The organism is Kocuria dechangensis (assembly GCF_014636775.1).
Taxonomy (GTDB): domain Bacteria; phylum Actinomycetota; class Actinomycetes; order Actinomycetales; family Micrococcaceae; genus Kocuria; species Kocuria dechangensis.
In genome coordinates this window covers 12,120-25,356 of record NZ_BMEQ01000027.1, presented here as the reverse complement: position 1 = coordinate 25,356, position 13,237 = coordinate 12,120, and the positions used below count along the sequence as shown (strand labels likewise).

14 protein-coding genes are annotated in these 13,237 nt (G+C 68.6%); 8 read left to right on the top strand and 6 right to left on the bottom strand.

Annotated features, from left to right (window positions below; translation table 11 throughout):
• Window positions 1–57: 57 nt before the first annotated feature.
• Complete coding sequence (locus tag IEW07_RS21495; protein WP_188539521.1) at window positions 58–1,017, bottom strand: helix-turn-helix transcriptional regulator; 960 nt, start codon at window positions 1,015–1,017, stop codon at window positions 58–60.
• Between the two features lie 192 nt (window positions 1,018–1,209).
• On the opposite strand from IEW07_RS21495, the gene IEW07_RS17295 reads away from it, so the two are divergent.
• From IEW07_RS17295 to IEW07_RS17285, 3 genes are all read left to right on the top strand, one after another.
• Window positions 1,210–1,395, top strand: a complete 186-nt coding sequence (locus tag IEW07_RS17295; protein WP_188539520.1) for a hypothetical protein — start codon at window positions 1,210–1,212, stop codon at window positions 1,393–1,395.
• 588 nt (window positions 1,396–1,983) lie between these two features.
• A complete protein-coding gene (locus IEW07_RS17290; RefSeq protein WP_229741939.1) occupies window positions 1,984–2,913 on the top strand; it encodes a DMT family transporter in 930 nt (309 codons plus the stop codon).
• An 86-nt stretch (window positions 2,914–2,999) separates the two neighbouring features.
• Window positions 3,000–3,725, top strand: coding sequence for an HNH endonuclease family protein (locus IEW07_RS17285; RefSeq protein WP_229741938.1), 726 nt, complete (start codon window positions 3,000–3,002; stop codon window positions 3,723–3,725).
• A gap of 96 nt (window positions 3,726–3,821) precedes the next feature.
• Here IEW07_RS17285 and IEW07_RS17280 read toward each other — a convergent pair whose 3' ends face one another.
• Window positions 3,822–4,013 carry a CsbD family protein gene (locus IEW07_RS17280; RefSeq protein WP_188539518.1) on the bottom strand — a complete coding sequence of 64 codons (192 nt, stop codon included), beginning with the start codon at window positions 4,011–4,013 and terminating at the stop codon, window positions 3,822–3,824.
• Window positions 4,014–4,447: 434 nt separating this feature from the next.
• Between IEW07_RS17280 and IEW07_RS17275 the strand changes: the two genes are divergently transcribed.
• The gene (locus IEW07_RS17275; protein ID WP_188539515.1) at window positions 4,448–5,107 is read left to right on the top strand and encodes a cysteine hydrolase family protein; all 660 of its coding nucleotides are present in this window, start codon (window positions 4,448–4,450) and stop codon (window positions 5,105–5,107) included.
• A gap of 50 nt (window positions 5,108–5,157) precedes the next feature.
• Here IEW07_RS17275 and IEW07_RS17270 read toward each other — a convergent pair whose 3' ends face one another.
• Window positions 5,158–5,562: a RidA family protein gene (locus IEW07_RS17270; RefSeq protein WP_188539513.1), complete on the bottom strand. Its 405-nt coding sequence runs from the start codon at window positions 5,560–5,562 to the stop codon at window positions 5,158–5,160.
• A gap of 820 nt (window positions 5,563–6,382) precedes the next feature.
• Between IEW07_RS17270 and IEW07_RS17265 the strand changes: the two genes are divergently transcribed.
• The 4 genes from IEW07_RS17265 to IEW07_RS17250 all read left to right on the top strand — a co-directional run bounded on the left by IEW07_RS17265 (window position 6,383) and on the right by IEW07_RS17250 (window position 9,943).
• Complete coding sequence (locus tag IEW07_RS17265; RefSeq protein ID WP_188539512.1) at window positions 6,383–7,120, top strand: FG-GAP repeat domain-containing protein; 738 nt, start codon at window positions 6,383–6,385, stop codon at window positions 7,118–7,120.
• A 659-nt stretch (window positions 7,121–7,779) separates the two neighbouring features.
• Window positions 7,780–8,457: a pentapeptide repeat-containing protein gene (locus IEW07_RS17260; protein WP_188539511.1), complete on the top strand. Its 678-nt coding sequence runs from the start codon at window positions 7,780–7,782 to the stop codon at window positions 8,455–8,457.
• 4 nt (window positions 8,458–8,461) lie between these two features.
• A complete protein-coding gene (locus IEW07_RS17255; RefSeq protein WP_188539510.1) occupies window positions 8,462–9,346 on the top strand; it encodes a substrate-binding periplasmic protein in 885 nt (294 codons plus the stop codon).
• A gap of 156 nt (window positions 9,347–9,502) precedes the next feature.
• Window positions 9,503–9,943, top strand: a complete 441-nt coding sequence (locus IEW07_RS17250; protein WP_229741942.1) for a recombinase family protein — start codon at window positions 9,503–9,505, stop codon at window positions 9,941–9,943.
• Between the two features lie 336 nt (window positions 9,944–10,279).
• Here the strand turns inward: IEW07_RS17250 and IEW07_RS17245 are convergent, their stop codons facing one another.
• From IEW07_RS17245 to IEW07_RS17235, 3 genes are all read right to left on the bottom strand, one after another.
• Window positions 10,280–10,504: a hypothetical protein gene (locus IEW07_RS17245; protein ID WP_188539509.1), complete on the bottom strand. Its 225-nt coding sequence runs from the start codon at window positions 10,502–10,504 to the stop codon at window positions 10,280–10,282.
• 362 nt (window positions 10,505–10,866) lie between these two features.
• Window positions 10,867–11,826 (bottom strand): 2-hydroxyacid dehydrogenase, encoded by a 960-nt coding sequence (locus tag IEW07_RS17240; RefSeq protein WP_188539508.1) that lies wholly within the window; start codon window positions 11,824–11,826, stop codon window positions 10,867–10,869.
• Window positions 11,823–13,022 carry a pyridoxal phosphate-dependent aminotransferase gene (locus IEW07_RS17235; RefSeq protein WP_188539507.1) on the bottom strand — a complete coding sequence of 400 codons (1,200 nt, stop codon included), beginning with the start codon at window positions 13,020–13,022 and terminating at the stop codon, window positions 11,823–11,825. Before IEW07_RS17235 ends, IEW07_RS17240 begins: the two co-directional genes overlap by 4 nt.
• Window positions 13,023–13,237 lie beyond the last annotated feature (215 nt).

Below are 13,237 nucleotides of genomic sequence, written 5' to 3'. Positions count from 1 at the left end.
ACCGGCCCCGCCCAGACCCTGGCCGCCGGTGACACCGGTGCTCGTGCCCGGGGAGAATCAGCTGCGCAGGGTGGTGGCCGGGGACTGCCCGTAGCGGTCCCGGTAGGCAGCGGCGAAACGGCCCCGGTGGGTGAAACCCCACCGGGCAGCGACGGCTTCCACGCTCACCCCCACCGCGGGTTCACCGGCCAGCAGGTCCCGGTGGGCGCCCTCCAACCGGGCCGCACGCAGGTAGGCGGTGGGGGTGGTGTCCTTCTGGCGGCGGAAGGCCGCCTGCAGACCCCGCGGGCTCATCCTCGCGGCCGCGGCGATCTCGGCCACCCCGATGTCGGCGTCGAGGTGCTCCTCGATGAACGCCACCGCCCGCCGCACACCGCCGGAGCCCGGCAGGGGTTCTCGGTCAGGGGTCTGGAGGCGCTCGAGGAAGGAGTTCGGGAAGGTGTGCAGCAGGGCGGTGACCAGAGCCCGGGTCATCTGCGCCTGCAGCACCGGGCTGCTCATCACCTCATCGCGCGGCAGCAGGTCCCGGCCCACGTGGGCGGTGAGCTCGGCCCAGTAGCGGCCCAGTGCCGGGCTCACCGGGCGGGCCCCGGTGAACTCCAGGCGCAAGGTCTCATAGCCTGCCCGGGCCCGGGCCTGGTCCTGGACCACCGCCGCGTCCAGGGACAGGCTCAGGATGTCGAGGCCCTCCCACCGGCTGGTATAGGGCCTTTGGGGCAACAGGAACGGGCCCCGGCTCCCCAGGGTGTCCCGGGCGCTGGTGACCACCACCGCACCCCCCAGGACCCGTCCGACGCGCAGCACCCCGGGGTGTTCCCCGATCCCGCCCGCCGGGGCGCCCTGCCACCGCACCCGTTCCAGGCTCACCGGTCCCACCCCGGCGGTGGACACCCTCATGGAGAACTTCTCGTGCGGGGCCCGGCGCGCCCCGCGCACGGCGTAGACCTCCTCCAGCACGGCCATGGCCTCGGCTCGGTCGCCGGTGGTGAACACCGACCGCTGCACCTTCTCGCCCATGCCCAGCAACGCTACGCCCCACCCCCACTGCGGGACACCCACCCCTCCGGGGCCCGCCCTCCGAAAGACTCGACCTCCAGGTGTCCGCCCCGGCCGGAAGAGGAACCATCGGGGCCCGGCATCGCGTGCCCCTGGGGTCGGGGTTGGCCTAGCATCGGAGCCAGACCTGTACCGTGACGTCAGGAGGAAGCGATGGCTCTGCCCAGTTTCGAGGAGATGCGACACCGGGCGTTCCGCCTGCTTGACCAAGCCGAGGACGAGCTGCGCTCCGATTGGGCCTCCGGCACCGGGCCCAGCGAGAAACAGGCCAAAGCGGCCAGCCAGGCCCGGGAGCTGATCGCCCAGGCGAAGGCGGCCCTGGACCGGGCTCGGAAGTGACGGAATCCCCGGAACACCGACAGTCCGGGGCTCTCACACGATCTCCACCCCCTGGATGAGAACACCGAAAGCCTCACCGGCGGCCGGCGCCCCATCGGCACGCGGTGTGCCGATGGGTCGGCTGGGGCTCAGCCGCACAGGATCACCGCGACGTCCCAGGGGAGAGGCCGGCGCGGAAGCCCGTGGGAAAGGCCCGGGACATGCGCGCCATCCCCTCTCTCGGCAGAGGCCCTTGGCCTTCGTCATTGCCGCGGGCGGGGCACCTCCAGAGGGTAGGCGGCGTCGCTCAGGCAGGCTGCTCAGCCCCTGACGTTGCCGGTCCAATAGCGGTCCTGGGAGGGGGCAGCGGGCGCAGGGGCCGCGATGCCTTGCCCCGTCGGGGGGTCTTGGTTTCGACTCGGGGCAGGATGGGTCGGTGGACGGTGCACGGCGGTGTGGGAGCTGGGAGGGACGAGTGGGAGAGCAGCGGGACGGTATCACTGGACCTGCACGCGGCGCCTCTGGTGCTGAGGGTTCCAAGGCGGTGTCCTGGTCCTGGGGCGTGGCCGGGCACCGGATCAGCCGGTGGGCATGAGCCGGGGGCGGGCGGTGCCCGCAAGGACGGTGCTGGCGCTGGTGGCGGCGACCCTGTTCTGGGCCGGGAACTATGTCGTGGGCGCCCTCGCGGTGGAGTCGATGAGCCCGGTGGCGGTGACCTACTGGCGGTGGGTGATCGCGGCGGTGCCGTTGCTGGTGATCGCCCAGGTGGTGGAGCGCCCGGACTGGGGTGCGGTGTGGCGGGACTGGCCGGTGCACCTGGGGCTGTCGGTGAGCGGGATGATCGCCTACACGGTGTTCCTCTACGAGGCGCTGCGGCACACCAGCGCCATCGACGCCTCGCTGATCAACGCGGCCACCCCTGCGGTGATCGCCGTGTGCGCCCTGCTGCTGTTCCGGGACCGGATCGGGCCGCGCACGGGCCTGGGCATCGTGGTGGGTCTGTCCGGGGTGGTGACGGTGCTCACCGGAGGCCGGCTCGGCGCGGTGCTGGGGGTGAAGGTCAACCTGGGCAACGCGCTGATGCTGGGGGCGGTGGCGGTCTGGAGCCTCTACACCCTGCTGGGCAGGCGGCTGAGCGGCTCCCCGCCGATCGCCTCCACCGCCGTGCAAGCGGGCTTGGCTGTGGTGCTGCTGACGCCGGTGGCGCTCTGGGCCGGTGTCCGGTGGCCGCAGGGGACGGCGGCCAGCGCGTCGTTGGTGTTCATCGGGCTCTTCCCCTCGGTGGGGTCGTATTTGCTGTGGAACATGGCGGTGCGCAGAGTCCCGGCGGGCCGGGCCGGGGTGTTCCTGAACCTCATCACCGTGTTCGTCGTGGTCTTCAGCCTGGTGCTGGGTGAGTCCCTGTCCTGGGCCCAGGCCGGTGGCGGGGCCCTGGTGTTCAGCGGCATCGCGCTGGTCACCAGCGAACCGGCACGCGCCCGTGCTCGAGAGAAGGTGTCGGACAGCAGAGCCCGCCCGAGCTGCCCTACCGGGTCGTAATGTTCTGAATTCATGTGCATGGGATGCCACGATGAGCGGGCGTCCAGCAGGGGCGCCCCGTCCCAGGATTCTGCTCGGAGGACCCCATGCCGCTCGGCGCCCACCACGATGCCCCCACCCCCTCGCGCTCTCGCTTCCCGGCTCTGCGGTCCCTGCTGCCGACCCGGGCCGTGGCGGCCTCCGCCCTGGTGGCAGGGTTCCTGGTCACCGGCCTGACGGTTCCGGCCGAGTCGGCCACGGTCTACCAGGCGCCGCTGCGCACCGCTGCCCGGGCCCTGCCGGTGGCGGTGGAGAACAACACCGGCTACGACCGCACCCGCTACTTCGGGTCCTGGAACGACGCCAACCGCGACTGCCAGAACACCCGCGCCGAGGTCCTGCAGAGCGAAACGCGGGCCGCGGTGACGTTCACGAGCTCCTCGCGGTGCACCGTGCGCACCGGCACGTGGGTGACCAACTGGGACAACCGCACCCACACCACCGCCTCGGCCGTGGAGATCGACCACACCGTCCCGGTGCACGAGGCCTGGGGCTCCGGGGCCCGGTCCTGGACCCAGGCCAGGCGGGTGGCCTTCTACAACGACCTCGGCGACGGGCGGTCGCTCAACGCCCAGACCGCCGCGCTGAACTCCGCCAAGCAGGCCCGCGGACCCGAGGCGTGGATGCCCCCGGCCAACCGGTGCACCTACATCCAGTGGTGGGTGGCGGTGAAGCACCGGTGGTCGCTGAAGGTCGACAGCACCGAACGTGCCGCACTGATCCGCTACGCCGATGCCTGCCCCAACGTGGCGATCACCGTCACCAAGGCCTGAACCGCGGTTCCCCGTCCCGTGGCGAAGGGGCTCCACCCACCCTGGGGTGGGTGAGATCCCTGAGCGGCGTCCTGCAGGCCAGCCGGTGCAGCGCGGTTACTTCAGGCCCTCGGTGAGGTCCTGGGCGGCGTCTTTGACCTTCTGGCCGGCCTGCTTCAGATGGCCGGCGCTTTCCTGCGCCTGACCTTCGGCCTGCAGATCACGGTTGTTCGTGGCCTCGCCCACCTTCTTCTTGGTGGCCCCGGCGGCGGTGTCCGCGGCGTTGTTGATCTTGTCTGCAAGTCCCACAGGAACTCCTCGCCAGAGGGTGGACAGGTGCACTCAGGGTAGGCCCGGAACCGTGGCGCGGAAACGGTTGGAGGGCGCCTCATCGGCCGGGATGCCTGCAGGCGACCGTGCCTGCCTACCCCTGATGCTCAGTCCGCTGCCTGCAGGCGGCTGAGCCTGCTCACCATGATCTGTAACAAGAGACACACGATGGAGCGTATGTGTGACACATGTTAGTTTCGTGGCACAGGTCACATAGAGCGGCAGGTGGGGGTCTTTGGCCTCGGGGGACGGGCAGGCCCGTCTGCGACAGACGGCGCGCTGCTCCTCATGAAGGGCGGCGAGCTCAGCAGGGGATCCTTCGCCCGGACATCACCGAACACCTGAAAAGCGGTACCTGAGTTCGGCCTGTGCACATCGAAGAGTCCGCGTGAACCGAGAAGGAGTACTCACCCATGGGATACAAGGTTTCTGAGATCGACCCGTCCCGGACCGCGGTGATCGTGGTGGACATGGAGAACGACTTCGTCGCCGAGGGCGCCCCGCTAGAGTCCGTGCAGGCCCGGGACGCTGTTCCGAACATGCAGAGGACGCTGGCCTGCGCACGCGAGACCGGGATGAAGGTCATCTACACGACCCACGCCCACCGTGCGGACGGCTGCGACGCCGGTCGGTTTGCTGATCTCTACCCGCCCATCGCCACCGGCGCGGGCCTGGTCGACGGGACGGAGGGTGTGGAGATCTACCCGGACCTGGCCCCGGCGCCGGGGGAGGTGGTGGTGAAGAAGCACCGGTACAGCGCGTTCTTCGGGACCGATCTGGACATCATCCTGCGCGGCAGCGGAATCGAGACCGTGGTGGTGATCGGCACCACCACCGAGAACTGCTGCCACGCCACCGCCCGGGACGCGATGTTCCGGGACTACTTCGTAGTCTTCCTCTCCGACGCCACCGGCACCTTCGACTACCCCGACGTCGGACACGGGGCGATGTCCGCCGCCGAAGTCCATGCCGCCACGCTGAAGATCCTTGCCTTCTCCACCGCCGACGTCATGACCACCGAGGAGTTCACCACCCTGGCGCGGACGTCCGCATTGGTGGAGGAACCGGCATGAGAGTCAGCCGGACCACGACATGATCGAGCCCCCGAGGCTTCATCGCAGGGTCATTCGGGGATGTGGGCGATGGCGGAGACCTCCACGAGGAACTGGGGCCGGGCCATGGGGGCGACGACCACGGTGGAGGTCGGGGGAACCGGGCCGGTGAAGTAACTGGTGCGCACCTGGCCCACGGCGGCGGCGTGCTCGGGGGCGGCCAGGTAGGTGGTGGTCGACACGACGTCGTCGAGGGTGCCGCCGGCGGCCTCGACGACGGCGGTGAGGTTCTCGAAGACCTGGACGGCCTGGGCGCCGATGTCGCCCACGCCGACGTAGGAGCCGTCGGGGGCGAAGGCGACCATGCCGGAGACGTGCAGGGTCTCCCCGTCGAGCACGCCGTAGGAGTAGGCGTTGGTGTCGGCGACCTCGGCGGGCAGTGCGGCGGGGGTGATCCTGCGTCGACGGTGCGGCATGGGGGTTCTCCTCAGTCTCTGCGGTGGGACAGCACCCGGTGCTGCCAGTTCCCCACCCTGGCACAGTCCCGGTGCCGGGAGCCTCTGTGGAGCGGTCCGACCCTCTGTGGTGCCCTCGGCACCGTGGTGGCCGCCCTCCAGGTAGGCGACACCTTGGTCATTACGCCCCTGGACCGTCCGCAGCGGTCGATGCAGGACATGTCGGCCTTCGCCGGGTGGTTGCAGGACGGGGAAGCAGGGGTGTAGGCGCTGGCACCCGGTGTGGCAGAGGTGGACACACTGGCCCTTTCCTCACCGACCGCACAGGCCCGTGGGGCGCCCTGTGGGCTTACACAGTTTCCGGTGAGCTGTTCCCGTAGCTGTGCGGTCCTGGCCGGTTGCGATGTAGGGGAACGCTCCTGGCCGTACGAGCGATGAGTGGGAGCTGCGCCGAGCTCGTCGATCGGTGCGGAACACGCTGGCCATCGCTGACAAGCTCCAGGGCAGGGGCACCGGATCACAGGTGCTGACCTCCGGCAGGACAGAGGCGGCGGACCACACCCAGACGGTTCGTGAGAACGAATCTCTGGTTACGCCCCTGCCATATCGTTTTCGCGGCAAACGCATGAGTAATCACGCCACCGTCACGGCCTGAGGGTGATGGTGCTCGTGTCCTGTGCCTCGACCAGGAGCCGCTCCACCGGTTCCTTGTGGGGCATGGGCATGCAGGGTTCACAGCTGCGGTGACCTGTTCCACGGCCGCCGGCAGCCGAGGATGACCAATCCGAAGGAACGTGTCATGAAGACGACATGGTTAGCGCGCGTGCACGCAGGCATATCGGTGGTCGCATTGACCATCACCGGAGTGGCGCTGGGGGGCCCCGCCCAGGCCGCTCCGGACCCGGATCCTTCTGTGATCAGCACGGCGGGATCTTCGTTCTTACCGGCCTTCGGCAGGCTGGCCGGCGGGTGGCAGGTGAATCTGCACCCGCGGATGCTCGGGGACCTGAATGGGGACCGTCGCCAGGACATCGTCGGGTTCGCCGATGACGGGGTGTGGGTGGCCTACGGGCGCGCCAATGGCACCGTGTCGGCACCGGAGCGTGAGACCACCGGCTTCGGTCGGCTCTCCAACGGGTGGCAGGTGGACCTGCACCCGCGGATGCTCGGGGATGTGAACGGGGACGGCCGTGATGACGTCGTGGGCTTCGCCGACGACGGGGTGTGGGTCTCCTACGGGCAGCGCAACAACTCGCTCTCGGCCCCGGCGCGCAAGACCACCGGGTTCGGTCGGCTGTCCAATGGGTGGCAGGTGAGTCTGCACCCGCGGATGCTCGCAGATGTGAACGGGGACGGTCGCGATGACGTCGTGGGCTTCGCTGACGACGGGGTGTGGGCGTCCCTGGGCCGGGCCAACAACACCCTGGGAGCCCCGAGCCGGCTGCTCAACGACTTCGGTCGCCTGGCCGGGGGCTGGCAGGTGCAGCATCATCCCCGGTTGCTGGGCGACATCAACGGTGACGGGCGCGATGACGTCGTGGGCTTCGCCGACGACGGAGTGCACATCAACACCTTCTGACCCCCGGGGAGCAATCTCCGTCACCCCCTGGAAATCAGAAAAACCTGTTGAGCCGTGGAAGGACGGCTGCGCACAGAAAAGACAGAGCCCTGGCGGGGGACGGTTGACAGCCGTCCCACCCTAGGGATCTGTCTGTGGGACACCGCGAGGAGCTGACACAGAAGTAGGGACCTGCTGCCAGTGTGGCGGCTGCGCGCGTCGGAAGTCCGCGCCAGTCGGCGGGAACGGAAGTGTCACGGTCGCGCTTTAGGTGACCTGCCGACTGTGGTCGGGTGATCGACGGGGGGCGGCCAGCCAGGTCGCCTGCGGCCTCGGGATGTCCCGGGCCACGTTCTACCGGCACCTTCGGGACCTGTCGCAACTGACCGTCCAAGGCTGCCGTGGCTTGTGCTCTTGGTGGAGTGATCTCCAATCGGCCTTGCCGGCGCACTATGGCAATGCGTTCTTCTTCCCACAACGACAGGTAGTGCCCGGATCGCTCCAGCTTCGGATTTCTGCCCAGGTTCCTCACGCCGTGCTCGGCCGCCGCCCGGGCTGCAGACAGGGGGGTGACCGAGTCCTACTGTGGGTACATGGGCGACGGGGCGCCGCCGGAGCGTAGCGGTAGCAGGAGGGGCGGACCACAGCCACGTCGAAGGTGGCTCACTCGACACGCTGTGGTGTCCGCATTGATCAACGGTGTTGTCTCAGGCTCCATCCTCGCCGTCGTGACCATTGCAGCCCAGTGGTGGATTGACGACCGGCGCGAGGACGAGGCGCATCGACGGGAGAATCTGCGCTATATACGGGAACAGGCCGCCAATGGAACCCTTCAAGCGGCCCCGCTGCGCGGGGTGGATCTCGCGGAACAGAACCTCTCCCAACTGGATCTCAAAGACGTGACGTTGACTGCCGCCAACCTGTCCGGCGCCGACCTGAGTTGGGCCGTACTGTCCCGCGCCGACTTGAGCCGTGCAAACCTCAGTGGGGCGAATCTGGACAATGCCTCCCTCGAATCCGCACACCTGGCGAAGGCGGACTTCAGCGGTGCCACCCTCCGGGGCGCAACCTTGCCCTACGCCAATCTCAGCGATGTCAACTTCACCGAAGCAGACCTGACGGGCGCCTCGCTCGGCACGGCTCAGCTCCGACGCACCGATTTCACCGATGCCAATCTCACCTATACCCACCTGGAGAACACCCGCTTTTACTGGGTGAAGCTCTACGGGGCAGACCTGACCGGTGCCCAGCTCACGATGGGGGCGGATGCTCGAGTCTGCTACGACGAGCACACACGATGGCCCACCGGGATCATCCCCCCACCATCTCAGAGCCCCGACAGCTGCGAACCCTGGTAAAACCATGAACGAGAGCGCTTTGTCCGTGCAGGTCACCCGCAGAGGCCTCACCCGCAGCACTGCCGTGTGGGCCTTTGTGGCCCTGGCCCTGTCGATGGCGGCCTGCGGGGGCTCCCCCGAAAGCACCGTGGCGGAGGACTGCACTCCCGAACACGAGTTCAGCACGGTCACCGAGGGTCACCTGACGGTCTCCACCTACGAGTACCCTCCGCACACCATGCTCACCGGCGATGGCCTCAGCGGCGTGGAGGGCGACCTTCTGACCGAGATCGCCGAGCGTGAGTGCCTAACGCTGACCGTCGACTCCGCCGGCGGTGCCTCTGCGGCCGTTCTGACGGTGCAGTCGGGCAGGTCCGACCTGGCGGCCGCCGACTGGTACCGTACCGAGGCCCGGACGAAAATCGTGACCCTGAGCGACCCGATCTACCTCGACCAGGGCGCTCTCGTCTCCACCGCCGGTTACCAGAGCATCGACGAGTTGGAAGGCAAGAAGACCGGGGCCCCGGCCGGCAGCCTCTGGAACGACGACTTCCGGAAGGTTTTCGGCGACAATTTCTCCATCTATCAGGATCCCGAGGCCGCCTTCCAGGATCTGGCCAGCGGGCGCATCGATGCGGTCATCGACACTGTCGCGGCCGCCACATACCGGTTGGAGTCCGCGCCGGTCGAGGGTGCGCAGATCGTGCCGCTGAAGGCTCATCCCCGGATTCCCGACACCGCCCGCCCAGGGCAGGTGAACTGGCCTACGAACAAGCAGAACCCTGAGCTCAGCGAGGCGTTGAACGATCAGATCGGCAAGCTCCGCGAGGAGGGCTTCATCGCCGAAACGCTCCAGAAGTACGGCATCGACGCGTCGGCTGCCGAGACGGGCGAGCCCTATCTGTTGTAGTGCGTGCGGTAGATGGGCCGCCAGGACAGGTCCTGCCACTTGCGGCGTAGGGCTCTGTCCCGGCGGACACCGCCAGAACACGAGGGGCTGGGTGGGCGCAGCAACTTTACATATGGCCAGTTGCCGGCGGACAACCCACGGGAGTTCTCGCACCCGCTGTACTCGTTCCACGTTGCTTCCTGTGTGTTTGTGCAGGTCGTCGCCGCGCCGGACCGTTTGGGTCGGTCGACGCAGAACATGCTGGCCTTTGCCGAAGGGCTGCGGAGCTGGCGCGCGAATCTGCGGGTGCTGAACCTCGGTGGGGGAGACGCGGACACCCACACCCCGATGGACTCGATGGTCTTCACCGTGATGGCTGCCTTGGCCCAGATGGAGATGGAGATCGCACGGGAGCGAATCACCGGCTCGGTGGCCACACGGAGGGGCGCCGGCAAGGACCTCGGCCGGCGACGCCGGACCTTCACCGGCTCCCCAATCCGCAACGGGCTGCGGCTGATCGTGACGGGGGAGCCGGCCACCCAGGTTGCCTGCGACCTCGAGATGTCCAGGGCTACCCTCTACCGGCGGATCCGGGAGCTTCCCCCGTTTGCTGCTTGAGGGGGTGCTTCGGGGTGGCGTGTTCCCTGCCTCTCCCGGGTGAGGTGTGGGTGGTGTGGCCAGCTCCTGGGCGAAGTGTGAAACCGACCACACCGGTGGGGAAGGCGCCGCCCGGGGGTGATCGCGAGGGACGCGACCGGGCGGTGGGAGGTCGGACCTGCAGGCGATGGGGAGACGATTCCCATTGCCGGCGGCTCTTCCCCGGGGTGCTCCTCCCTTTGCGGTGGCCTGAGGCGGTGGCCGGGGCAGAGCACGTGGAGCGCCCAGCGCCGAGGACTGGGTTTCGGCTCCTGGCACTCGACGGGTCAGCGCGCTGTCGGTTGTCATACCGCCCAGCTACGAGCAGGGGCTGGTGAAAAGGTCGTACTCGCTGGCTGTGATGAGTTTTCGCTCGTGGAGCGCACCGTGGCGAATCCACAGAACACCTTGTGGGGGAACGACGGTCTCGACCTCGCCTTGATAGACCAGCAGGGTGCTTTGTAGGCGGACCTGCACGACGTCTCCTGGGCGCAGGTGCGTGAGGTCATGCACCCTTGTCCACTGCATGACGGTGTTGGGCATGAGGTACCTCCGGAGTGGTGAACTGGACAGGGGTGTCTTGAGGGGCAGGTTTTGCTGGGCGGGTGTCGCGGTGCAAGGGGCTGGTGAGGTCATATCGGTCCGGTGAATCCGGCAGCAGTCCATTGCCGGCCCCCGGGGTGGCATCTGGTGGGGCCGGTGGTGAGGGCCGGGCGCCGGCGCTGGTGGAGCGCGCCGTAGACCCAGATCTTTTCCGGCCCGGCCGTCGTCCAGTGCGTTCTTGGTCCTGTGCCCGTCCACCGGCCAGTCCGGCGCCGGTGGGAACGTCCGTGGGATCACCGGGCCGAGCTGGTCGAGGCACAGGATCGTCACCCCGGCCGGGGCTGGGCCCTGTCGTTGCAGTACTAGCCGATAGGTGCAGGCGGTCGTTGCCCGCCGAGCACGGCGAGCACGTTGTCGGCGGCGAGCATCGCCATCGCGGTGCGCGTCTCCACTGTGGCGGAGCCCAGATGCGGCAGCAGCACCACGTTGTCGAGCTCCAGCAGCTGGGGATGCACCCGGGGCTCGTGCTCATAGACGTCCAGTCCGGCACCGGCGATCCGGCCCTCGCGCAGCGCGCACGCCAGCGCCGCTTCGTCGACGATCGGTCCGCGCGCGGTGTTGACGAGGTACGCCGAGCTCTTCATCGCCGTCAGCTGCTCGGCGCCGATCAGATGATGCGTGGCGGGCCCGTAGGGGCAGTGCAGCGACACGACATCGGAGACGGCCAGCAACTCGTTGAGATCGACGCGCCGGGCGCCCAGCTCGGCGGCGGTCTTGGGGTCGATCCCACTGCGCGACTGGTAGACGATCTCCATGCCGAAGGCCTTGGCCCGGCGCGCGGTCGCCTGGCCGATGCCGCCCATGCCGACGACGCCGAGGGTCTTGCCCTGCAGGCTGGTGCCGAGCAGGAAGAACATGCCCCACTTCCAGGCCTGGCCGGAGCGGATGAGCCGTTCTCCCTCGCCGAGCCGACGGGTCGCCATGAGGATGAGGCTCAGTGCGATGTCGGCTGTGGCGTCCGTGAGCACCCCGGGTGTGTTGGTGGCCACGATGCCCCGTTCGGTGCAGGCGGGCACGTCGATGTTGTCGTAGCCGACGGCGACGTTCGCGACCACCTGGAGCTGCGGGCCGGCGGCGTCGAGCAGCTCGGCGTCGATGCGTTCGGTGAGCAGGCTCACCACGGCATCGGCGCCGGCTACTCGGCGCAGGAGCTCCTCGCGGCCAACCGACTCCGGACCCGGCCAGGCATCGACCTCGTGCTCGGCGCGGAGCTTCTCGATCGCGGCGTCGGGCACACGTCCCGTGACGACGACCCGGCTCATGCCGTCTCGATCCACTCGCGCAGACGGCCCAGGCCCTGGCGGATGTCGGCGACGTCGATGCCCGAGTAGGCGAGCCGGATGTACTGCCGCTGCTCCCCGGGCTGGCGCCGGCCGAAGTGCTCACGCGTGCAGAAGGAGACCCCGGTCTGGTGCAGGGCCGCCGTGGCGAAGTCGCCGACTGCCGTGCAGCCCATGCGCTCCATCGCGTCGGTGACGTCGGGGAACAGGTAGAACGTCGACTGTGGTACGGCCACGTGCATGCCGGGGATGGCGTTCAGCAGCTCACAGGCGGCGTCCCGGCGCTCACGCAGGGTGTCGAGCATCTGTTGCACGGGTTCTTGGGGACCACGCAGTGCTTCGATGCCGGCCCACTGCACGTAGTGCGTGGTGCACGACTCGTCGTTGGTGTTGAGCGTGCTGAGCACCTTGGCGATCTCCAGCGGCGCGACGGCGCAGCCGAGCCGGGAGCCGGTCATGGCGAACTTCTTGCTGAACGTGTAGAGGATGACGGTGCGCTCGGCCATGCCGGGAAGTGAGGCGATCGAGCTGGAGACCCCTTCGTAGCGGGTCTCGAAGTAGGCCTCGTCGGACAGCACCCAGAGATTGTGCTCCTGGGCGAGCTGCGCAACGGCCTCGCGCTCGGCCGCCGTCGACTCGGCCGAGATGGGGTTCTGCAGGTCGTTGTAGATGATGGCGACCGTGTTCGGGGTGATCGAGGCGCGCACCTGGTCGAGGTCGATCGCGAAGCCCTCCTTCGTGGGGAGGTAGCGGTAGGGCACGGCCGTGCCGCCGAGGTACTCGATCTGCGACTCGTAGATCGGGAAGCCGGGGTTCGGGTAGAGCACCTCCTCGCCGGGGTTCATCACCGCCTGCAGGAACTTCGTGATGACGGGCTTGCCGCCCGTCATCACGACGACGTTGTCGGGGGTGAGGCCGATGCCACGACGGGAGCCGATGTCCTCGGCGAGGGCCTCCCGCAGCTGCGGGATGCCGGGACCGGGACAGTAGCCCGTGTAGCCGTCGGCGATGGCCCGGTCCATCGCCTCGACGATGTGGGGGGCCGTGGGGATGTTGATGTCGCCGAGGTGGAAGGGGTACACGCGGTTCCCCTTCGCCTTCCAGGCGGCCGCGGCCTGGGCGACGCTGAAGGCGGTTTCGGTGCCCAGCCGTTCGAGCCGGTGCGCAAGTGGCCGCATGCGGTTCTACTCCTCATCAAGTTCGTGATCGATCCTCCGACGGATTCCGATCCAGTGTAAGGCTTATATATCAGATGTCGACAGAGGGGTCGGCGGATGGGATCTTCACGGAACTGCGATGCGGGATCGCGATCCCCGGCGCTGGACTAGGTGCCGAAACCCAGAGGCGGGCCGAAGGGTTCTGACGCGGCGCGATGCGCACCCGGTGCGGGGGT

Coding starts and splice junctions, on each gene's coding strand:
- IEW07_RS21495 (WP_188539521.1), bottom strand. CDS start 1,017: ATGGGCGAGAAGGTGCAGCGGTCGGTGTTCACCACCGGCGACCGAGCC.
- IEW07_RS17295 (WP_188539520.1), top strand. CDS start 1,210: ATGGCTCTGCCCAGTTTCGAGGAGATGCGACACCGGGCGTTCCGCCTG.
- IEW07_RS17285 (WP_229741938.1), top strand. CDS start 3,000: ATGCCGCTCGGCGCCCACCACGATGCCCCCACCCCCTCGCGCTCTCGC.
- IEW07_RS17275 (WP_188539515.1), top strand. CDS start 4,448: ATGGGATACAAGGTTTCTGAGATCGACCCGTCCCGGACCGCGGTGATC.
- IEW07_RS17270 (WP_188539513.1), bottom strand. CDS start 5,562: ATGCCGCACCGTCGACGCAGGATCACCCCCGCCGCACTGCCCGCCGAG.
- IEW07_RS17255 (WP_188539510.1), top strand. CDS start 8,462: ATGAACGAGAGCGCTTTGTCCGTGCAGGTCACCCGCAGAGGCCTCACC.
- IEW07_RS17245 (WP_188539509.1), bottom strand. CDS start 10,504: ATGCCCAACACCGTCATGCAGTGGACAAGGGTGCATGACCTCACGCAC.
- IEW07_RS17240 (WP_188539508.1), bottom strand. CDS start 11,826: ATGAGCCGGGTCGTCGTCACGGGACGTGTGCCCGACGCCGCGATCGAG.
- IEW07_RS17235 (WP_188539507.1), bottom strand. CDS start 13,022: ATGCGGCCACTTGCGCACCGGCTCGAACGGCTGGGCACCGAAACCGCC.